This window comes from Pseudomonas sp. 2VD, assembly GCF_005503585.1.
Taxonomy (GTDB): domain Bacteria; phylum Pseudomonadota; class Gammaproteobacteria; order Pseudomonadales; family Pseudomonadaceae; genus Pseudomonas; species Pseudomonas aeruginosa.
The window spans coordinates 1-19,617 of sequence record NZ_SCND01000076.1 but is presented as its reverse complement, the minus strand read 5'-3'; the positions used below and the strand labels follow the sequence as shown (position 1 = coordinate 19,617).

The window sequence follows — 19,617 nt, the reverse complement described above, 5'->3', positions numbered from 1 at the left end:
GTTCGCGCAGGGCGGCGGCGCATACCGGGATGGGGGACGCGAGCCGATCATGGCGGATGACCGCGCGCGGTTATCCGCCTTACTTCGGAGTGGCTTTCCGTGTGCGGGGCGTCATCCCGCCAGCGACTGGGCGATCCGCCCGAGGGTCTCCATCGCCTTCTCCTGCCGCGCGCTCCACGGGTGCCCGTAGTTGAGCCGGGCGCAATGGGCGAAGCGGCGGGTGGCGGAGAAGATCGGCCCCGGTGCGAGGCTGATGCCCTGGGCCAGGGCCAGTTGGAACAGGCGCAGCGAGTCGACCGCCTCGGGCAACTCCAGCCAGAGGAAGTAGCCGCCGCTAGGACGGCTGACCCGGGTCTGCTCGGGGAAGTAGCGCGCCACCGCCGCGAGCATGGCGTTCTGCTGGGTCTCCAGGGCGTAGCGCAGCTTGCGCAGGTGGCGGTCGTAGCCGCCGTGCTGGAGATAGTCGGCGATGGCCGCCTGGGCCGGGATCGACGCCGACAGGCTGGTCATCAGCTTCAGTCGCTCGATCTGCTCGGCGTAGCGTCCGCCGGCCACCCAGCCGACCCGGTAGCCCGGCGCCAGGCTCTTGGAGAAGGAACTGCAGTGCATCACCAGGCCTTCCTGGTCGTAGGCCTTGACCGGTTTCGGCGCCTGCTGGCCGAAGTACAGTTCGGCGTACACGTCGTCCTCGATCATCGGCACCTGGTGGCGCGCCAGCAGCTCGGCGAGGGCGCGTTTCTTCTCGTCGTCCATGCTCGCGCCCATCGGGTTCTGGAAGTTGCTCATGAACCAGCAGGCCTTGATCGGCAGGCGCTCCAGGCTGTCGGCGAGCACTTCCAGGTCGATGCCTTCGCGCGGATGCACGGGGATTTCCACCGCCTTCAGCTTCAACCGTTCCAGCACCTGCAGGGTGGCGTAGAACGCCGGCGCCTCGATGGCCACCAGGTCGCCGGGACGGGTGACCACCTGCAGGCAGAGGTTGAGTGCCTCCAGCGCGCCGTTGCTGATGACCAGTTCTTCCACCGGCAGCAGCAGGCCGCCGACCATGTAGCGCAGGGCGATCTGCCGGCGCAGGCCATGGTTGCCCGGCGTCATGTCGGCGACCACCGACTGCGGGTCCATGTCGCGCACCGCGTGGGCCATCGAGCGCGCCAGGCGCGGCAGGGGAAACAGTTGCGGACTGGGGAACGCCGAGCCGAAGGGTACGGTGTCCGGGTCCTTGATCGAACTGAGTACGGAGAACACCAGCTCGCTGACGTCGACCTCGGTGGCGTCGGCCTGGCGCGGGCTGATCTCCGGTTCCGGCAGCGGCCGCTGCACGTGCTGGCAGACGAAGTAGCCGGAGCGTGCGCGGGCCATGATCAGCCCACGGCTTTCCAGCAGGTAGTAGGCCTGGAACACGGTGGAAGCGCTGACCCCGTAGGTACGGCTGGCGTGCCGTACCGAGGGTACCTTCTGCCCGGGGGCGAGGACGCCGGTGCGGATCAGCTCGGCAATCTCGTCGGCGAATTTCTCGTAGCGCTTCATCTTGTCCTGGCCGCTGTCCTGGCTGGCCGTGGGCACGGCCGCTGGCGCCCACTCTATGCGCGCCGGGACCGTGTTGTCATGCCTCATCGCGGCCTCCTCAGCGCGCCGGCGAAACGAAGGTGCTGGTGCTGCCGACCGCCAGGCTCGGGTCGTCGATGCCGCGCAGGCTGAACGCCAGCGGTTGCGAGCCGGCCCTGGCGCGTTCGGCGGTAGAGGCCACCGACACCGGGAAGTCGAGGATCTCGCCGGGCTTCAGGCTCAGGGTGTGCTCGCCCTGCAGGCGGAACTCCGGTGCGTCGTCGAGTTGCAGGCGATAGCGCTGCGGCTGCTGGGTCTTGTTGATGACCTTGAGGGTGTAGATGTTCTCGATCTGCCCGGCGGCGTTCTCGCGGAACAGCCCACGGTCGCGGGTCACGTCCAGCGAGGCCAGCGGGCGGGCATCCAGGGCGACGACGAAGGCGCCGATCATCGCCAGCATCACCGCCGCGTAGCCGACCAGGCGTGGACGCAGGAAACGGGTCTGGCCACCTTCCAGGGCGCGTTCCGAGGTGTAGCGCACCAGGCCGCGTTCATAGCCCATCTTGTCCATGATCGAGTCGCAGGCGTCGACGCAGGCGGCGCAGCCGATGCAGGCGATCTGCAGGCCGTCGCGGATGTCGATGCCGGTGGGGCAGACCTGCACGCACTGCTGGCAGTCGATGCAGTCGCCGAGCCCCTGGGCGCGCGGATCGCTGCCTTTCTTGCGGGCGCCGCGGGATTCGCCGCGGGCGGCGTCGTAGGACACGATCAGGGTGTCCTTGTCGAACATCACGCTCTGGAAGCGCGAGTAGGGGCACATGTGGATGCACACCTGCTCGCGCAGCCAGCCGGCGTTGACATAGGTGGCGGCGGTGAAGAACAGCACCCAGAACAGGCTTTCCAGGTCCAGCTGGAAGCTGAACAGGTCGGCCACCAGCGGTCGCACCGGAGTGAAGTAGCCGATGAAGGTGATCGCCGTGACCAGGCTCACACCCAGCCACAGCGCGTGCTTGGCCGTCTTGCGCAAGAGCTTGGCGGCGCTCGCCGGACCCTGGTCGAGCTTGATCCGCGCGTTGCGGTCGCCCTCGGTGACCTTCTCGCACCACATGAACACCCAGGTCCATACGCTCTGCGGGCAGGTATAGCCGCACCAGACGCGGCCGGCGAACACGGTGATGAAGAACAGGCCGAAGGCGGCGATGATCAGCAGCGCCGAAAGCAGGATGAAGTCCTGCGGCCAGAAGGTCGCGCCGAAAATGTAGAACTTGCGCTCGGGCAGGTCCCAGAGCACCGCCTGGCGGCCGTTCCAGTTCAGCCACAGGGTGCCGAAGAACAGCAGGAACAGCAGGCCGCCGCCAAGGCGGCGGAAGTTGCGGAACAGACCGGTGAAGCTGCGGGTGTAGATCGGGCCGTTCACCGCCGACGGCAGCTTGCCGGGCGCGGGCGGCTGTTTCGACGGAGCGGCCGGTACGGCGGGCTCGACCTGGATCGCGGGAATTCTTTCGCTCATTTTTCGTAGGCCCATCAGGCTGGAGAGGCGGTTGCGACTATAGGAACCGGCTGATGGGCGAAACAGCGGCAGATCGAGCGGGAAAAACCATATCAGATGCCTCCGGAAAGCAGCGGCCCAGCATTGCCGCGGGTTACCGGGCGACCTCCGGCAGTACAGATATGCACCCCGTGGCAACCGGTCGCAGGCGGCGCGAATTCGCCGTCGTCGGCCATCTGATGTGTTTTTTTCGGCGGAATCTGCCGCTGTTTCGCTGTCTGTACGCGGGCGATAGTGGGTGCCAGTGAACACCGGCCCATCCTGTCGCCAGAAACAGGGGCGCAGCCGGTCCCCGGTTTCTTCGCCACCCACCCTGCCCGTCATCGGTGGAGAAACCCTGTCGATGAGGGCTTTGCGATGTACCAGTACGATGAATACGACCAGGCGCTGGTGAGCGAGCGGGTGGCGCAGTTCCGCGACCAGATCGCCCGCCGCCTCGACGGCGAACTGAGCGAGGAGGAGTTCCTCCCGCTGCGCCTGCAGAACGGCCTGTACCTGCAGAAGCACGCCTACATGCTGCGCGTGGCGATTCCCTACGGCACCCTGTCGGCGCCGCAACTGCGCGCCTTGGCGCACGTCGCCCGGCACTACGACCGCGGCTACGGGCACTTCACCACGCGGCAGAACATCCAGTTCAACTGGATCGAACTGGAGCAGGTCGGCGATATCCTCGAACACCTCGCCGGCGCGCAGATGCATGCGATCCAGACCTCCGGCAACTGCGTGCGCAACATCACCACCGAAGCCTTCGCCGGGGTCGCCGCGGACGAATGGACCGACCCCCGGCCGCTGGCCGAGATCCTGCGCCAGTGGTCGACGGTGAACCCGGAGTTCCTGTTCCTCCCGCGCAAGTTCAAGATCGCCCTCAGTTCGGCGGTGGAAGACCGCGCCGCGGTGCAGATGCACGACATCGGCCTGTACCTTTACCGCCACCCCGACGCCGGCGAGTTGCGCCTGCGGGTCTTGGTCGGCGGTGGCCTGGGACGCACGCCGATGCTCGGCCAGGTGATCCGCGACGACCTGCCCTGGCAGCACCTGCTGTCCTACGTCGAGGCGATCCTGCGGGTCTACAACCGCCACGGCCGGCGCGACAACAAGTACAAGGCGCGGATCAAGATCCTGGTCAAGGCGCTGGGCATCAAGGCTTTCGCCCGCGAGGTGGAGGAAGAGTGGCAGCACCTGCGCGACGGCCCGGCACAACTGACTGCCGAGGAGTGCCAGCGGGTCGCCGAGCGCTTCGTATTGCCGCGCTACCTGCCGCCGGCCGGCGGCGAGCTGGCCTACGGCAGCGCCCGTGCGGCCGATCCGGCCTTCGCCCGCTGGGCCTCGCGCAACGTCCAGGCGCACAAGGTGCCGGGCTACGCCTCGGTGGTGCTGTCGACCAAGCCCGGCGCCAGCGCGCCGCCGGGCGACGTCACCGCGGAGCAGATGGAACGCGTCGCCGACTGGGCCGAGCGCTACGGTTTCGGCGAGATCCGTGTGGCCCACGAACAGAACCTGGTGCTCCCCGACGTGCGCCTGGAGAACCTCCACGCGCTGTGGCGCGAGGCCTGCGCAGCCGGCCTCGGCACGCCTAACCAGGGCCTGCTCAGCGACATCATCGCCTGTCCCGGCGGCGACTACTGCGCGCTGGCCAACGCCAAGTCGATCCCCATCGCCCAGGGCATCCAGCAGCGCTTCGAGGACCTCGACCACCTGCACGACATCGGCGAGCTGAGCCTGAACATCTCCGGCTGCATGAACGCCTGCGGCCACCACCACATCGGCAACATCGGCATCCTCGGCGTCGACAAGAACGGCAGCGAGTGGTACCAGGTCACCCTCGGCGGCGCCCAGGGCAAGGACAGCGCGCTGGGCAAGGTGATCGGGCCATCGTTCAGCGCCGCCGAGGTGCCGGCGGTGATCGAACGGATCGTCGAAACCTTCACCGACCTGCGGGTCGGCCCGGAACGTTTCATCGACACCTTCAACCGGGTCGGCCTGGAGCCGTTCAAGGCCCGGGTCTACGCCAGGATGGAGGAACCGGCATGAACAACCTGATCCGTTTGCGCGATGGCGTCGCCGAGGTCTGCCGCGACGATCCCTGGCAACTCCTGCGCGAGTTGCCCGACGCGCTGCCGCCGGGGCCGTTGCTGCTGCCTCTGGCGGCCTGGCTGGAGCGCCGCGGCGAGGCCGGAGCCGCCGCGCCCTGGCTGGCGCCGGACGATGAGGTGGAAGCCTTGCTGCCGCACTTCGCCGAGCTGCCGCTGATCGCCGTCGACTTCCCCAGCTTCCGCGACGGCCGTGGCTACAGCCTGGCCTACCTGCTGCGCGTGCGCCTGGGCTGGAGCGGCGAGTTGCGCGCAGTGGGCGACGTGTTGCGCGACCAGCTCAGCCATATGCGCCAGTGCGGCTTCGATGCCTTCGCGGTGCGCGAGGACAAGAACGTCGAGGACGCGCTCAAGGGGCTGGCGGGCTTGAGCGTGCTCTACGGCCGCTCGGCGATCGAGCCGCGACCATTGTTCCGCCGACGCTAGGCATACGCCCCCGGACCGACGCCGATACCTGCCGCAACGCCGACCTGGCCCCTCTCCCGCTGCGGGAGCGGGGCGCGCCCCTCAGCCGTAGACCGAGGAACTGGCGGACGGCGCCGGCGCGCCGCCCTTGAAGCGCCCCGCCAGCTCGCGCAGCGAACGCATCAGCAGGCTGGTGTCCACGCCCACCGCGACGAACGCGCAGCCCAGCTCCAGGTAGCGCCGCGCCAGCGCCTCGTCGGCGGAGAGGATGCCGGCGGCCTTGCCGGCCGCGCGGATGCGGCGGATGGCGTCCTCGATGGCCGCCTGCACCTCGGGATGGCCGGGATTGCCGCGATGGCCCATGGCTGCGCTGAGATCGGCCGGACCGATGAACACGCCGTCGACGCCCTCGACGGCGGCGATCGCGTCGAGGTTGGCCAGGCCCTCCAGGTTTTCCACCTGGACCAGCAGGCACATCTGCTCGTCGGCGTGGTCCAGGTATTCCGCCACGCTGTTCCAGCGCGAAGCCCGGGCCAGCGCACTGCCGACCCCGCGCACGCCCGCCGGCGGATAGCGCACGGCGCGCACCAGGCCTTCGGCCTGGGCGGCGCTGTCGACCATCGGTACCAGCAGGGTCTGTGCGCCGATGTCGAGCAATTGCTTGATCAGCGCGGTGTCGCCCTGCACCGGGCGAATCACCGGCTGGCCGGGGTAGGGCGCCAGCGCCTGCAACTGGCCGAGCAGGCTGCGCAGGTCGTTGGGCGCGTGCTCGCCGTCCAGCAGCAGCCAGTCGAAGCCGGCGTTGGCGGCCAGCTCCGCGCAGTAGGGATCGGCCAGGCCGAGCCACAGGCCGATCTGCGCCTCGCCGCTGCGCAGGCGTTGCTTGAAGCGATTGACGGGCAGGTCCATGGAAATGCCTCCTCAGACGAAACGGCAGGAGATGCTGCCGAGCAGATCGTAGTCGACGTGGAAGGTGTCCCCCGGCGCGGCCGCCACCGGGCGGGTGAAGGAGCCGCCGAGGATCACCTGGCCGGCCTCCAGGCAGACGCCGTAGGGCGCCAGCTTGTTGGCCAGCCAGGCGACGCCCTTGGCCGGGTGGTTGAGCACCGCGGCGGAGACGCCAGACTCCTCGATCACGCCATTGCGGTAGAGGATCGCCGGTACCCGCCGCAGGTCGATATCACCTGGCCGCACGGCCCGGCCGCCCATCACCACGCCGGCGTTGGCGGCGTTGTCGGAGATGGTGTCGAAGACCTTGCGCGTGACTTTCGTTTGCGGGTCGACCTGCTGGATGCGCGCATCGATGATCTCCAGCGCCGGGATCACCCACTCGGTGGCCTCGAGCACGTCGAACAGGGTGCAGCCCGGTCCCTTCAGCGGCTTGCCGAGGATGAACGCCAGCTCCACCTCGACCCGCGGCACGATGAAGCGCTGGAAGGGGATGTCGCTGCTTTCCTCGAAGAACATGTCGTCGAGCAAGGCGCCGTAGTCCGGTTCGCTGATGTTCGACGAGACCTGCATGGCGCGCGAGGTCAGGCCGATCTTGTGGCCCTTGAGCACGCGCCCGTCGGCGATCTTGCGCTCGACCCAGGCGCGCTGGATGGCGTAGGCGTCCTCGATGGCGATGTCCGGGTAGTCGAGGGAGAACTGCCTTACCTGCTGGCGCGAGCGTTCGGCGGCGTCGAGGCGGTTGGCGGCTTCCTGGATCAGACGGGGATCGAGCATGGTCGGGGTCTCTCGGTTCAGCGTGGGTTGACCACGGCGGCGGGGGTCCGCAGGACCAGGCCGGCGCCGAGGGCGATGAGGATGGCCAGCAGGTACAGGGCCAGGCTGGCGCTCTGGGTGGTGTCGCGCATCCAGCCGATCAGGTAGGGCGCGAGGAAGGCGGCGATGCTGCCGAAGGAACTGATCAGGGCGATTCCGGCGGCCAGGGTGGTGCTGGAAAGGAAGGCCGGCGGCAGTTGCCAGAACATCGGCAGGGCGGCGCTGGCGCCCATCCCGGCGATCACCAGGCCGCCCATCACCAGCCAGGCGCTGGTCGGCGCCAGGGCCGCCAGGCTGAGCCCGGCGGCGGCCATCAGCAACGGAATGCCGAGGTGCCAGCGGCGCTCGCGCAGGCGGTCGGAGGAACGGCCGATGAAGATCATGAAGGCGCAGCCGGCGAGATAGGGCACCGCGCTGAGCATGCCGATGCGGCTGTCCTGGGCGATGCCGGCGCCGTGGATCAGGCTCGGCATCCAGAACGCGATGGTGTTCACCGCCAGCATCACCGCGAAATAGATCGCCACCAGCAGCCACACCTGCGGATTGCTGAAGATGCCGGAGAAGGAGGTGATGGTCTTGCGCTGCTCCTCGCCGGCCAGTTCCTCGCGCAGCAGGTGCTTCTGTTCGTCGCTGAGCCACGTCACCCGTTCGAAGCTTTCCGGCAGCGAGCACCAGACCACCACGCCGAGCAACACAACCGGCAGGCCTTCGATCAGGAACATCCACTGCCAGCCGCGCAGTCCGAGGGCGTCATGGAAGCCTTCTAGGATCCAGCCCGAAAGCGGTCCGCCGATCACCCCGGCCATGGGCACGGCGATGGCGAACAGGGCGGTGATCTGCCCGCGTCGGCGCGCCGGGAACCAACGGTTCAGGTAGACCAGGATACCGGGGAAGAAGCCGGCCTCGGCGACCCCCAGGAGAAAGCGCAGCAGGTAGAAGCCGCGCGCGGTCTCCACCAGCAGCATGGCGGTGGAGAGACAGCCCCAGACCAGCATCAGGCAGGCGATCCAGCGGCGCGGGCCGATCCGTTCCAGCATCAGGTTGCTGGGCAGGCCGAACAGCGCATAGGCGATGAAGAATAGCCCGGCGCCGAGACCGTAGACGGTGTCGCTGAAGTGCAGGTCGGCGCTCATCTGCAATTTGGCGAAACCGATGTTGATGCGGTCCAGATGGGCGAAGACGTAGCACACCAGCAGCAGCGGCATCAGCCGCCAGGTGACGCGGTCGTGGGTGCTGTCGCTGAGAGGCAGGGTGGTGCTGTTCAGGGTGCTGGCTGTGCTCATGATCTTGTACTTTTTGTGAGCGCCCGGACGTCCCGGCGACCTGTCGGTGGCCGGGAGGCGAGCTGGGTGAGTGCAGCGTTATGGCGGGCCGGTCAGTCCGCCGGGTTGTTCAGGAATTCATGCACGTTGTTGCGCTTGTAGTTCAGCTCCGCGTCCAGTTCGGTGAGTTCGAAGGACAGCGCCAGCAGGCGTCGCGCCTGGAGCTCGGCGAAGTGCGCGGTGATCACCTCGAAAAGTGCCTCGGCGACTTGCCGGCGAGTCTCCAGGTCGCGACCGGCGCCGACTTTCAGGGTCATGTGGACGAAGGCGTAGTCGTGCTTGCCGTCGGCCATGCGCCAGGTGTCCAGGCGCACGCCGCGGCTGCGGATGCCGCCGAGCGGGAAAACGCCGCTGGCGCCAAGGCAGGCGTGGACCTTCTCGAACAGGCCGGGCAGGTCGGCTTCGGCTTCGATGTTGTCGGTGTATTCGGCGATGAAGTGCGGCATGGTGGCGTCCTCAGAGGCGGCTGGCGCAACTGGCGCCGGCCGGGTTGCCGGCTTGGGCGGCGGGAATCGCCGAGCCGTCCTGGGCGGTGACCGGGAATACCGCGTTGATCTGCCCGGTGCCGGAAGAGCCGAAGTAGGGCGTCACCACCTCCGCCTTGCCGTCGTAGGCCGACCAGCCGAGGGCGCCGAGGAGCATCGCGGTGTCGTGCATGAAGCCTTCGCCATGGCCCTTGGAGGCGTACTCCGGGAGCATCCCGCAGAATTCCGCCCAGCGGCCTTCCTGCCACATCTGCACGACTTCATGGTCGAGGACCTCAAGGAACGGGCTCCAGATGCGGTCGGAGAAGTCCGGCGCCTGGCCGTTCTGGGCGAAGCGGTGGGACAGCGAGCCGCTGGCGAGGAACGCCACCGTGCCGTCGTAGTGCTCTTCCACCGCCTTGCGCATGGCCCAGCCCAGGCGCGCGCTGTCGTTCAGGTAATGCACGGTGCACAGGGCGGAGACCGAGACCACCTTGAAGTGGCGGTCCTGGTTCATGTAGCGCATCGGTACCAGGGTGCCGTACTCCGGGCCGAGGGTAGTGGCGTCGTGGGCCAGGGTCTCCACGCCGAGCGCGTTGCAGCCTTCGGCGAGGATGCGGCCCAGCTCCGGGTTGCCGGGGAAGCCGTACTCCATGTTGGCGATGAAGTGCGGCAGCTCGTTGCTGGTGTAGAGCCCCTCGAAGTGCGGCGCGCAGTTGATGTGGTAGCCGGCGTTGACCAGCCAGTGGGTGTCGAACACCACGATGGTGTCGACCCCCAGTTCGCGGCAGCGCCGGCCGATCTCGCGGTGCCCGTCGATCGCCGGCTGGCGGCAGCCGTGGCGCGGGCCGGGCAACTCGGACAGGTACAGCGAGGGTACGTGGGTGATCTTGGCAGCCAGAGCGACTTTGCCCATGACGATTCTCCTGGTGGCCCGTTGGGCCTGGCAGCGGGCGCGGCCGTTGGCGGCTGGCCCGGATTCTTCTGATTGTGTCTGCACGCCGGCGCTGCTGGCGGCCTCGGGCGGCCGCTCTGCACGAGCGCGCCCTACACGCCCCAGCGGGGGATGTGATGGCTGCCCATGGATATACACACGTTCTTGATCTCGGCGAATACCTCGAAGCTGTATTCCCCGCCTTCGCGTCCGGTGCCCGAGGCCTTCACCCCGCCGAACGGCTGGCGCAGGTCGCGCACGTTCTGGCTGTTGATGAAGACCATCCCGGCCTCGATGCCGCGTGCCAGGCGATGGGCCTTGCCGATGTCCTGGGTCCAGATGTAGGAGGCCAGGCCGTATTCCACGTCGTTGGCCAGGCGCAGCGCCTCGGCTTCGTCCTTGAACGGGATCAGGCAGACCACCGGGCCGAAGATCTCCTCCTGGGCGATGCGCATGCGGTTGTCCACGTCGGCGAACACCGTGGGCTGGATGAATTGCCCCTTGCTCAGGTGCGCCGGCAGGCCGGTCGGACGCTCCAGGCCGCCGGCCACCAGGGTGGCGCCTTCCTCGAGGCCGATGCGGATGTAGCCGGTGACCTTGTCGTAGTGGGCCTGGGTGATCATCGAGCCGACCTGGGTCTTCGGGTCCTGCGGATCGCCGACGATCAGGCGCCTGGCGCGCGCGGCGAACTCGGCGACGAACTGCGGGTAGACGCTTTCCTGGACGAAGATGCGACTGCCGGCGGTGCAGCGCTCGCCGTTCAGCGAGAAGATGGTGAACAGAGCGGCGTCCAGCGCCCGCTCGAGGTCGGCGTCTTCGAAGACCAGCACCGGCGACTTGCCGCCCAGTTCCATCGAGTATTTCTTGATCCCGGCCGCCTCCATGATCCGTCGCCCGGTGGCGGTGCCGCCGGTGAAGGACACCGCGCGCACGTCGCGGTGGCGGACCAGCGCGTCGCCGGCGCTGGCGCCATAGCCCTGAACCACGTTGAACACCCCCGGCGGAATGCCCGCCTCGTGCACCAGGCGGCCCAGCTCGTTGGCGGTCAGCGGCGACAGCTCGGACATCTTCAGCACCGCCGTGTTGCCCAGCGCCAGGCACGGCGCGGTCTTCCAGGTGGCGGTCATGAACGGTACGTTCCACGGCGAGACCAGGCCACAGACGCCCACCGGCTGGTACAGGGTGTAGTTGAGCATCTGGTCGTCGACCGGATAGCTGTGCCCGTTCATCCGCGTGCAGACTTCGGCGAAGAACTCGAAGTTGTGCGAGGCGCGCGGGATCAGCACGTTCTTCGTCTGGTGGATCGGCAGGCCGGTGTCGAGGGTCTCCAGTTCCGCCAGGTGCGGCACGTTCCGGTCGATCAGCTCGCCGAGCCGGCGCATCAGGCGCGCGCGCTCCTTGGCCGGGGTATTGGCCCATTTCGGGAAGGCTTCCCGGGCCGCCGCCACCGCCGCGTCGATTTCCGCCGCGCCGCCGCTGGCGACCTCGCCGATCAGCTCGCCGGTGGCCGGGTTGTAGTTCTCGAAGACGTCCTTGCTTTCGACCTCGCGGCCATTGATCCAGTGTTTGATCATTCTGCGTGCTCCTGTGCGCGGGCGCGGAAGAATTCGGCCTCGCTGACGATTCGGTTGACCAGGCGACCGACGCCTTCCACCTCCACCACCACTTCGTCGCCGGGGACCACGTCGGACAGGCCTTCCGGGGTGCCGGTGGCGATCATGTCGCCCGGCTGCAGGGTCATGAAGCTGGAGAAGTATTCGATCAGGTAGGGAATGTCGAAGATCATGTCCGCGGTGCTGCCTTCCTGGCGCAGCTCGCCGTTGACCCAGGTGCGCAGGGTCAGCCGGTTCGGCTCGGGAACCTCGGCCGCGTCGACGATCCACGGCCCCACCGGGGTGGTGGCGTCGCGGTTCTTCACCCGCAGGTTGGGCCGGTAGTAGTTCTCCAGGTAGTCGCGGATCGCGTAGTCGTTGCACACCGTGTAGCCGGCCAGGTAGCCGAGGGCGTCCTCGCGGCGGACGTTGCGCGCCGGCTTGCCGATCACTGCCACCAGTTCGCACTCGTAGTGCATGTAGTCGACGTTGTCCGGACGCCAGCTGACCTGGCGGTGGCCGGTGTAGGTGCCCGGCGACTTGATGAACGCCAGCGGTTCGCTGGGCGCCTTGAACGACAGTTCGGCGGCATGGTCGGCGTAGTTCAGGCCGAGGGCGAACATGCTCCCGGTGGCCGGCGGCAGCCACTCCACCCGGTCCTCGGCGAGCAGGGTGCCGTCGGCCAGGCGGACGGCGTTGGCGTCTTCCACGGTGACCTGGTGAACCCGGCCCTGGTAGCGGATGCGTGCGTGTTTCATGGTCGGTTCCTCATTCCGCGACGATGCTGTTGGCGAGGCGGCCGAGGCCGTCGATCTCGACCTCGACGCGGTCGCCGGGATGCACGTCGACGCGCCCTTCGGGGGTGCCGGTGATCAGCACGTCGCCGGCGTGCAGGGTCATGAACTCGCTGATCTCGGCGATCAGCCGCGGGATGTCGCGCACCAGGTTGGCGGTGTCGTTGCGTTGGCGCAGTTCGCCGTTGATGTACAGCTTCAGCTCCAGCGCATGGGGATCGGCGATCTCTTGCGCCGGCACCAGTTGCGGACCGAACGGGCAGAAGCCGTCGCGGCACTTGGCTTTCACCGCCGGACGGTAGTAGCTGTCTTCCGGCAGGCTGAACTCGTTGACGATCACGTAGCCGGCGACATGCGCCATGGCCTCTTCCTCCTTCACCCGGCTGGCGTCGCGAGCGATCACCACGCCCAGCGCCGGGCCCGGTTGCAGGCGCTCGACGCCGCGCGGGAAGAGCACCGGGGCGTCGTGCTCGTTGCGGGTATTCGGTGTCTTGATGAACAACACCGGCTTCACCGGCGGCTTCTGGTAGGGCGGCTGCTGGAACTCCGGCAGGCGGCTGTCGAGCAGGCCCTTGTAGTTCAGCGCGACGCCGAACAGGGTGCCGGCGGCGACGTCATTCAGTGCGCGGCTCATTGTGGTGGTGTCTCCTGGCGCGATAAGCGAACGGCGAGGGGGCCGTCCTGGCGAAAACTCGTTAATGTGTTAACGTTATATTTAGCATGTTAATGATCGTCAACCCCGGCTGCTGCGCCATTCGTCCCGGGGAGGTGGCAAGAGGCGCCGTCTGCGGTATACGGATGCCCGCGACGGCTTGCGTGCGCAGCCGGGAAGAACAACAAAGAGAAGATCGCCATGCCAGAGCGCCAGCCGATCCCCAACATCAACATTGGGCAGGTCTACGACCAGCGCTATGCCGACGCCGAGGTGCACTACGATGCGCTGGGCAACCTGGCCGGATTCTTCGGCCGTAACATGCCGGCGCACCGGCACGACCGTTTCTTCCAGGTGCACTACGTGAAGAACGGCGCGGTGCGGGTCTATCTCGACGAGCGCCAGTACCTGGAGTCGGGGCCGATGTTCTTCCTCACCCCGCCGACCGTGCCGCACGCCTTCGTCACCGAGGCGGACGCCGATGGCCATGTGCTGACCGTGCGCCAGCAACTGGTGTGGAGCCTCACCGAGGCCGAGCCGGGCCTGGCGCCCGGCCCGCAGGTGGCGCCGGCCTGTGTGGCGCTGGGCAACCTGGAGGGCGGCGCGGCCGAGGAGGCGGCGCGCCTGGCGCTGCTCTTCGAGCAGTTGCGCAGCGAGTCGATGGCCAGCCGTCCCGGCTGCCAGCAGACGCTGCTGGCGCTGACCCGGCTGGTCATGATCAGCCTGCTGCGTCTCTCGGCCAATTCGGTGGCTGCGCGGCCGATGCGCCACGAAGACCTGCAGATCTTCCAGCGCTTCAACGCGCTGATCGAGGAGCGCTATGCCGAGCACTGGCCGCTGTCGCTCTACGCCAGCCGGATCGGCGTCACCGAGGCGCGCCTCAACGACGTCTGCCGGCGCATCGCCGACCTGCCGTCGAAGCGCCTGGTGTACGAACGGCTTATGCAGGAGTCCAAGCGCCTGCTGCTGTTCACCGGCGGCTCGGTGAACGAGATCTGCTACCAGCTCGGCTTCAAGGACCCGGCCTACTTCAGTCGTTTCTTCGTGCGTTACGCGGGGCTTACCCCCAGCGCTTACCGCCAGCGACAGGCCGACGGGGAGTCCCGTCGCTGAGCGGGTGGGCGGGTATACTCGCGCTCCCACTCGAACAGGAAGCGTTTCTCCATGCATGATGCAGCCACCTCCATGCCGCCGCAGGCTCCCTCAACCTGGGCCGACTACCTTGCCGGCTACCGCTGGCGAGGGCAGGGCGAAGGATGTTCCGCGGCCACGGTCCACCGCCTGGAGGCTGCGCGGCGGCCGACCCTGTTCGTCAAGCAGGAAGTGCTGTCCGTACATGCCGAGCTGCCCGCCGAAATCGCCCGCCTGCGCTGGCTGCACGGTGCCGGCATCGACTGCCCGCAGGTGCTGAACGAAACCCAGAGCGACGGCCGGCAATGGCTGCTGATGAGCGCCGTGCCGGGGGACACGCTGTCCGCGCTGGCGCAGCGCGGCGAGCTGGAGCCCGAGCGCTTGGTGCGCCTGGTGGCCGCCGCCCTGCGCCGGCTGCACGATCTCGATCCGGCCGCCTGTCCCTTCGACCATCGCCTGGAACGGCGCCTGGACACCGTGCGCCAGCGGGTCGAGGCCGGGCTGGTGGACGAGGCGGACTTCGATGACGACCATCGCGGTCGCAGCGCCACGGAGCTGTACCGCCTGCTCCTCGACCGGCGTCCGGCGGTCGAAGACCTGGTGGTCGCCCATGGCGACGCCTGCCTGCCAAATCTGCTGGCGGAGGGGCGGCGCTTCAGCGGCTTCATCGATTGCGGGCGGCTCGGCGTCGCCGACCGGCACCAGGACCTGGCCCTGGCCGCGCGGGACATCGAGGCCGAACTCGGCGCGGCCTGGGCCGAGGCCTTCCTCGTCGAATACGGCGGCGATATCGACGGCGAACGGCTGGCGTACTTCAGGCTATTGGACGAGTTCTTCTAGAGTAGGGCCGGTTCGGGTCCGGACTGAATTCGGCCTGCCGTTGCACGAAAACGAGGTACAACGGCATCGGCCACTATCGCCAACGCCACCGCGCGCCCTCGCTCGTTCCGCGGAGTCGCCGGTTCAGTTCAGCCGGTACTGCGCCAGTTCCTTCGCCGAAAGCACGCGCATCCGTTTGGGATCGGTGCTTTGCATGGCCTGTACCAAGGTGCTGGGGATATCCATTTCGCGGAAGTAGGCGGCGGAGTCGTAGCGCATGCCGTTGGCCGAGCGCGAGTGCAGCGAGTCGCCGTGGGCGTAGTAGGGACGGTGCAGGCCGACGTAGCCGCGTACGGTCTTGCGCTTGCCGGCCGCCAGCAGGTAGACGCAGGTGCCCTGGCAGACGCTGCTCGACGGCACCAGCGCGTCGAAGCCGGATTCGCGCAGCAGGCGGCCCATGCGGATCGCCTCCGGCACGCTGCCGCCGATGCTGTTCAGCAGGAGCAGCTTGCGCGAGTAGGTTCCCGGATTGTTGCGCAAACCCTTGAGCAGCGTTTCGTAGTCGCCCGGCGCGATCTCCTCCGAGACGCGGACCGTCAGCACCCGCCCCATGCTCTTGTGTTGCAGCGAATGCACTTCGACCCTGGCCAGTGCGGGAGTCGCGCAGAACACGGCGAGGCAGGCGAGGACGGTCCGGAGGCGGAGGCGGGGCATGGAACGGGGCGATCCTGTCAGACGGCGATGGCTGCCGAAGATACCTGCAAGCGTTGCATTGTGCACGGTCCTCGTCGTCAGGACGAGGAGCCGGTCTCCGCCTGGCGCACCGGCAGGCGCAGGCAGAAGGTGATGACGTCGTCGCGGCAGTCCACGTCGATACGTCCCTGGTGGGCCTGGGCGATGGCCTGGGAGATGTACAGGCCGATACCGAGGCCGTTGCGGTTGCGCTGGTTGTCCGCCGACTCGCGCTTGAACGGTTCGAACAGGTTGGCCAGCTGCGCTTCGGAGAGGCCGCTGGTTTCGTTGAGCACGCTCAGGCACACCTCGTCGCCCTGGCGGGTCAGGGTGACCAGCACCGGCCGGCCGGGCAGGCCGTGATGACGGGCGTTGCTCAGCAGGTTGGCGGCGACCTGGGCGTAGCGGTCCGGGTCGACCACGGCACGAACCTGCGGGTCGATGGCGATCTCGATCACCAGGCCGGGATAGGCGACGTCGGTTTCGCAGACGATCTGCTGCACCAGTTGCGAGACGTCGGTGTCGACCGGGTTCACGGTGAGGCCGATGCCCGATTGCAGGCGGCTCATATCGAGGATCTGGCTGACCAGCCGTTCCATGCGGCTGCTGGACGCGGAAATGTGTTGGCGCAGTTCGGTGGTGCGGGTGTCGCTGGAGGACAGCAGGGCCGCCGCCATGGAGATCGACTGCAACGGGTTGCGCAGGTCGTGGCCGAGCACCGCGATCAGGCGCTGGCGCATGCGGTCGACCTCGGCCGCATGGTTGAGGCACAGTTCCATCAGGTCCAGGCGCAGCTTTTCGGCGATCGCCAGGTCGGTTTCGCTCCAGGGCGTGGAGTGGCCGCGGACCACTTCCTCCCAGGCCTCGAACGAGCCGCGCGGGGTCAGCCGCGGGCCGGAGGGGCCGATGGTCAACAGCTTTTCCGGCTTGCCGCCCCAGCGGATGCGGTGCACTTCCTCGTGGCGGAACCAGAAGATCCAGCCCGATTCCTGGCGGTGGAAACGGATCGCCAGCACACCGCAGCAGTCGCCGCCGTCCGGAGAGTCCTCGCTGGGCTGCGGCCAGTTGTCGGTGTGGTAGATGTCCCGTTCCGGGTCGCGCTGCAGGCGTTGCAGGACATTCCCGGCCTGGCGCTCGAAGTCGCCGCGGATGCTCAGGGTGCGGCCGCCGAGCATGACCAGGGCGCCGTCGCAGGGAATCAGTGCGGCGATGCCATCGTCCGGGTGGGCCAGTGCGCCGAACAGGTCGTCGGCGTCCCGCGCGCGGCGAGCCAGGGCCAGCCTGCGCTCGGTGGACACGCGCAGCAGTTCGGCGATACGCCCCTGCTCCAGGCGCTCGACGATGGCGCTGCAGACCTGGGAGAAGATCTGGAACGACATGCGCACCGGGTAGGGAATCAGTTTGGGCGACATGTGATGGCAGGAGAACAGTCCCCAGAGCTTGCCGCCGACCACGATGGATATGCTCATCGAGGCGCGCACGCCCATGTTGGTCAGGTATTCGCAGTGGATCGGCGAAACGCTGCGCAGCACGCTGTAGCTGAGATCGAACGATTCGTTGGTCTCCGGGTTCAGCGCGGGAAACACGCGCATCGGCGTATAGGCCACGTCGGCGATCAGCCTGATCGGGTTCTGGATGTACAGGCGACGCGCCTGGGCCGGGATGTCCGAGGCCGGGTAGCGTTGCCCCAGGTAGCTTTCGAGGTCTTCGCGACGGCTCTCGGCGACCACCTCGCCGGAGTCGTCATGACGGAAACGGTAGGCCATCACCCGGTCGTAGCCGGTCATCCGGCGCAGTTCGTCGGTGACGTTGCTGAGCAGGCTGGCGGTGTCGTTGTGCAACTGGACCTGGGCGATGATGCGCTGGGCGTTGAGGGTGAAGGAGGTGATCGACAGCGTGTCCGCGGTGCGGATCTCGAACTCCAGGTAGAACACTTCCTTGTAGCTGTGGCCGATCACGTCGAACAGGTGTTCGCCGATCCGCGTCTCGACGCTGTTCGACCATGGGCCGTTGCCGGTCAGTCCCTCTTCGAGCATGCGCAGGACCTCCGGCCCCACCTGCTCCTGCGTCAGGTAGGAACCCGGCGAGGCGACGAAACCCAGTAGCGCCTGGATGTTCTCGCTTGCCGCGAGGACCATGCCGTCCGCGCGCAGGGCGATCAGCGCCCCGTGCGGCTGGATCGCGCCAGGCACGTGGATGGGTTCGTCCTCGCAGTTCGCCAGGGTAACCGGGGTGATGCTCGTCATCTATCGTCCAGCCTGGTCTCCAGGCAGTCAGGCTTCGTCGAGAACCCATCGACGAAACGAAAGGAATGTAGCCTGTGCCGCATCCTGCGCAAGGCCGATGGCTTCGGGGCTGTCGATCTGCCGGGCGAGCTGTTCGAGAAACTCCTGCCAGCGCACCCCGGTTGCCTGGCCGTAGCCCCGCAACCACTGTAGCGGCAGACCGGGCAGGCGTGGAGCTAGTCGTTTGTAGAGATACGCGCCGCCCAGCGTCGCGCCTTCCATCACGTAGGCCACCCCGAAGACCTCCGCGGCCCGTGTCGCATTCGGCAGGTCGGCGCAGCGCGGTAGCGCCTCCACCTGCGCGCGGCTCATGCCGCCGGCCAGCAGGTCGCTTTCCAGCCAGGCGCTCTTGACCAGCCGCGCGTCGGCCCGCAGCGCCGCCGGCCAGCCGCTGCGGTTGTCGCGCAGCGCGCGCTCCAGAGGCTCCAGCCAGCCAAGGATGCGTCCGGCATGGTCGAGGTAGGCGCGGTCGTCGAGATCGTCGTCGCCCAACGGCGAACGGCGGTCCAGTTCTGCGTGCAGGTCACGGGTGGCGTCGCGGAGTGCGGCGAGGGCTGGCGATGGAGATGGGGACATGAGGTCAGGGCCAGCGATTCGAGGCATGAACGGAAAAGAGTAGCAGGAAGCCGTACGCCCGGCTCGGAATAAATGGGCATCCCCGCGCGTGGCGCAGGGATGCCGGAGCGGGCGCGCTCAGGCCGCCTCGGTCTGCACCACCCGGTAGCAGGGGACGTAGGCCGCGCCGCCGGGCAGCTTCATCCGGTGCTGCTTGACGAAGGCCTGCAGCAGGCGGTCCAGCGGCAGCATCACCGCCGGGTCGCCGTGGATCTCGTAGGGCCCGTATTGCTCGATCATGCGGATGCCGTTGTCCTTGACGTTGCCGGCGACGATCCCGGAAAACGCGCGGCGCAGGTTGGCCGCCAGTTCGTGGGGCGGCAGGCTGCGGCTGAGCTGGAGGCTGGCCATGTTCTCGTGGGTCGGCTCGAACGGGCGCTGGAAGCTTTCATCGATCTTCAGCATCCAGTTGAAGTGGAAGGCGTCGTTGCGCTCGCGGCGGAACTGCTTCACTTCCTTCAGGCCCTGGGCCATCTGCTTGGCCACCTCGGCCGGGTCGTCGATGACGATCCGGTAGTGGCGCTGCGCCGCATGGCCGAGGGTCGCCCCGACGAATTCATGGAGCTGCTGCAGGTAGGCTTCGGCGCTGCGGGGACCGGTGAGGATGACCGGGAAGGGCAGGTCCTGGTTGTCCGGGTGCATGAGGATGCCCAGCAGGTAGAGGAACTCCTCCGCGGTCCCGGCGCCGCCGGGGAAGATGATGACCCCGTGGCCGACGCGGACGAAGGCTTCCAGGCGCTTCTCGATGTCCGGCAGGATCACCAGTTCGTTGACGATCGGGTTCGGCGCCTCGGCGGCGATGATCCCCGGCTCGGTCAGGCCCAGGTAGCGGCCGCCGACGATGCGCTGCTTGGCGTGGCTGATGGTGGCGCCCTTCATCGGCCCCTTCATCACCCCCGGTCCGCAGCCGGTGCAGACATCCAG

The 19,617-nt window shown here is 67.9% G+C and carries 18 protein-coding genes; 4 read left to right on the top strand and 14 right to left on the bottom strand.

From position 1 onward, the window contains the following. Nucleotides 1–111 precede the first annotated feature (111 nt). Nucleotides 112–1,527, bottom strand: a complete 1,416-nt coding sequence (mapR, locus tag FFS27_RS11350; RefSeq protein ID WP_003101248.1) for a GntR family transcriptional regulator MpaR — start codon at nt 1,525–1,527, stop codon at nt 112–114. Nucleotides 1,528–1,624: 97 nt separating this feature from the next. After that, the gene (gene ccoG, locus FFS27_RS11345; protein WP_073937372.1) at nt 1,625–3,346 is read right to left on the bottom strand and encodes a cytochrome c oxidase accessory protein CcoG; all 1,722 of its coding nucleotides are present in this window, start codon (nt 3,344–3,346) and stop codon (nt 1,625–1,627) included. 105 nt (nt 3,347–3,451) lie between these two features. Here ccoG and FFS27_RS11340 point away from each other — a divergent pair, with 105 nt between their 5' ends. Next, nucleotides 3,452–5,125 (top strand): nitrite/sulfite reductase, encoded by a 1,674-nt coding sequence (locus tag FFS27_RS11340; protein ID WP_034013752.1) that lies wholly within the window; start codon nt 3,452–3,454, stop codon nt 5,123–5,125. After that, nucleotides 5,122–5,610 carry a DUF934 domain-containing protein gene (locus tag FFS27_RS11335; protein WP_003093457.1) on the top strand — a complete coding sequence of 163 codons (489 nt, stop codon included), beginning with the start codon at nt 5,122–5,124 and terminating at the stop codon, nt 5,608–5,610. The genes FFS27_RS11340 and FFS27_RS11335 overlap by 4 nt, the downstream gene beginning before the upstream one ends. An 81-nt stretch (nt 5,611–5,691) precedes the next feature. On the opposite strand, the gene hpaI is transcribed toward FFS27_RS11335, so the two are convergent. The 8 genes from hpaI to FFS27_RS11295 all read right to left on the bottom strand — a co-directional run bounded on the left by hpaI (nt 5,692) and on the right by FFS27_RS11295 (nt 13,093). Continuing rightward, the gene (gene hpaI, locus FFS27_RS11330; RefSeq protein ID WP_003093455.1) at nt 5,692–6,498 is read right to left on the bottom strand and encodes a 4-hydroxy-2-oxoheptanedioate aldolase; all 807 of its coding nucleotides are present in this window, start codon (nt 6,496–6,498) and stop codon (nt 5,692–5,694) included. 12 nt (nt 6,499–6,510) lie between these two features. Next, nucleotides 6,511–7,314, bottom strand: coding sequence for a 2-oxo-hept-4-ene-1,7-dioate hydratase (gene hpaH, locus FFS27_RS11325; protein ID WP_021265289.1), 804 nt, complete (start codon nt 7,312–7,314; stop codon nt 6,511–6,513). 17 nt (nt 7,315–7,331) lie between these two features. Beyond that, a complete protein-coding gene (locus tag FFS27_RS11320) occupies nt 7,332–8,636 on the bottom strand; it encodes an MFS transporter (protein WP_003132293.1) in 1,305 nt (434 codons plus the stop codon). 92 nt (nt 8,637–8,728) lie between these two features. After that, nucleotides 8,729–9,121 (bottom strand): 5-carboxymethyl-2-hydroxymuconate Delta-isomerase, encoded by a 393-nt coding sequence (locus FFS27_RS11315; RefSeq protein ID WP_003093450.1) that lies wholly within the window; start codon nt 9,119–9,121, stop codon nt 8,729–8,731. A gap of 10 nt (nt 9,122–9,131) precedes the next feature. Continuing rightward, nucleotides 9,132–10,055 (bottom strand): 3,4-dihydroxyphenylacetate 2,3-dioxygenase, encoded by a 924-nt coding sequence (hpaD, locus tag FFS27_RS11310; RefSeq protein ID WP_003093449.1) that lies wholly within the window; start codon nt 10,053–10,055, stop codon nt 9,132–9,134. 131 nt (nt 10,056–10,186) lie between these two features. Continuing rightward, the gene (gene hpaE / locus FFS27_RS11305) at nt 10,187–11,647 is read right to left on the bottom strand and encodes a 5-carboxymethyl-2-hydroxymuconate semialdehyde dehydrogenase (RefSeq protein ID WP_003093448.1); all 1,461 of its coding nucleotides are present in this window, start codon (nt 11,645–11,647) and stop codon (nt 10,187–10,189) included. Next, nucleotides 11,644–12,423, bottom strand: a complete 780-nt coding sequence (locus tag FFS27_RS11300; RefSeq protein WP_003110132.1) for a fumarylacetoacetate hydrolase family protein — start codon at nt 12,421–12,423, stop codon at nt 11,644–11,646. The genes hpaE and FFS27_RS11300 overlap by 4 nt, the downstream gene beginning before the upstream one ends. A gap of 10 nt (nt 12,424–12,433) precedes the next feature. Then, nucleotides 12,434–13,093, bottom strand: coding sequence for a fumarylacetoacetate hydrolase family protein (locus tag FFS27_RS11295; RefSeq protein ID WP_015502340.1), 660 nt, complete (start codon nt 13,091–13,093; stop codon nt 12,434–12,436). 219 nt (nt 13,094–13,312) lie between these two features. Here FFS27_RS11295 and hpaA point away from each other — a divergent pair, with 219 nt between their 5' ends. Both hpaA and FFS27_RS11285 read left to right on the top strand, forming a co-directional pair. Continuing rightward, nucleotides 13,313–14,224, top strand: a complete 912-nt coding sequence (gene hpaA, locus FFS27_RS11290) for a 4-hydroxyphenylacetate catabolism regulatory protein HpaA (protein ID WP_137952012.1) — start codon at nt 13,313–13,315, stop codon at nt 14,222–14,224. Nucleotides 14,225–14,275: 51 nt separating this feature from the next. Beyond that, nucleotides 14,276–15,082, top strand: a complete 807-nt coding sequence (locus tag FFS27_RS11285; protein ID WP_010793441.1) for an APH(3')-II family aminoglycoside O-phosphotransferase — start codon at nt 14,276–14,278, stop codon at nt 15,080–15,082. A gap of 123 nt (nt 15,083–15,205) precedes the next feature. Here FFS27_RS11285 and FFS27_RS11280 read toward each other — a convergent pair whose 3' ends face one another. From FFS27_RS11280 to ppnN, 4 genes are all read right to left on the bottom strand, one after another. After that, on the bottom strand, nt 15,206–15,775 hold the full coding sequence (locus tag FFS27_RS11280) for a hypothetical protein (RefSeq protein ID WP_003093439.1): 570 nt from the start codon (nt 15,773–15,775) through the stop codon (nt 15,206–15,208). A gap of 77 nt (nt 15,776–15,852) precedes the next feature. Beyond that, nucleotides 15,853–18,039 carry a bacteriophytochrome BphP gene (bphP, locus tag FFS27_RS11275; protein ID WP_003093437.1) on the bottom strand — a complete coding sequence of 729 codons (2,187 nt, stop codon included), beginning with the start codon at nt 18,037–18,039 and terminating at the stop codon, nt 15,853–15,855. A gap of 27 nt (nt 18,040–18,066) precedes the next feature. Continuing rightward, nucleotides 18,067–18,654 (bottom strand): biliverdin-producing heme oxygenase, encoded by a 588-nt coding sequence (locus FFS27_RS11270; protein WP_003132314.1) that lies wholly within the window; start codon nt 18,652–18,654, stop codon nt 18,067–18,069. Between the two features lie 117 nt (nt 18,655–18,771). Beyond that, nucleotides 18,772–19,617 (bottom strand): nucleotide 5'-monophosphate nucleosidase PpnN (ppnN, locus tag FFS27_RS11265; protein WP_137952011.1); only part of this gene is annotated, 846 nt, incomplete at its 5' end.

Bases quoted from the DNA above. Each gene is read 5' to 3' on its own strand.
- FFS27_RS11280 (WP_003093439.1), bottom strand. From the start codon at position 15,775: ATGCCCCGCCTCCGCCTCCGGACCGTCCTCGCCTGCCTCGCCGTGTTC.
- FFS27_RS11285 (WP_010793441.1), top strand. From the start codon at position 14,276: ATGCATGATGCAGCCACCTCCATGCCGCCGCAGGCTCCCTCAACCTGG.
- mapR (WP_003101248.1), bottom strand. From the start codon at position 1,527: ATGAAGCGCTACGAGAAATTCGCCGACGAGATTGCCGAGCTGATCCGC.
- FFS27_RS11335 (WP_003093457.1), top strand. From the start codon at position 5,122: ATGAACAACCTGATCCGTTTGCGCGATGGCGTCGCCGAGGTCTGCCGC.
- FFS27_RS11320 (WP_003132293.1), bottom strand. From the start codon at position 8,636: ATGAGCACAGCCAGCACCCTGAACAGCACCACCCTGCCTCTCAGCGAC.
- FFS27_RS11295 (WP_015502340.1), bottom strand. From the start codon at position 13,093: ATGAGCCGCGCACTGAATGACGTCGCCGCCGGCACCCTGTTCGGCGTC.
- FFS27_RS11300 (WP_003110132.1), bottom strand. From the start codon at position 12,423: ATGAAACACGCACGCATCCGCTACCAGGGCCGGGTTCACCAGGTCACC.
- FFS27_RS11340 (WP_034013752.1), top strand. From the start codon at position 3,452: ATGTACCAGTACGATGAATACGACCAGGCGCTGGTGAGCGAGCGGGTG.
- hpaA (WP_137952012.1), top strand. From the start codon at position 13,313: ATGCCAGAGCGCCAGCCGATCCCCAACATCAACATTGGGCAGGTCTAC.
- hpaI (WP_003093455.1), bottom strand. From the start codon at position 6,498: ATGGACCTGCCCGTCAATCGCTTCAAGCAACGCCTGCGCAGCGGCGAG.
- FFS27_RS11270 (WP_003132314.1), bottom strand. From the start codon at position 18,654: ATGTCCCCATCTCCATCGCCAGCCCTCGCCGCACTCCGCGACGCCACC.
- hpaD (WP_003093449.1), bottom strand. From the start codon at position 10,055: ATGGGCAAAGTCGCTCTGGCTGCCAAGATCACCCACGTACCCTCGCTG.
- FFS27_RS11315 (WP_003093450.1), bottom strand. From the start codon at position 9,121: ATGCCGCACTTCATCGCCGAATACACCGACAACATCGAAGCCGAAGCC.
- hpaH (WP_021265289.1), bottom strand. From the start codon at position 7,314: ATGCTCGATCCCCGTCTGATCCAGGAAGCCGCCAACCGCCTCGACGCC.
- hpaE (WP_003093448.1), bottom strand. From the start codon at position 11,647: ATGATCAAACACTGGATCAATGGCCGCGAGGTCGAAAGCAAGGACGTC.
- bphP (WP_003093437.1), bottom strand. From the start codon at position 18,039: ATGACGAGCATCACCCCGGTTACCCTGGCGAACTGCGAGGACGAACCC.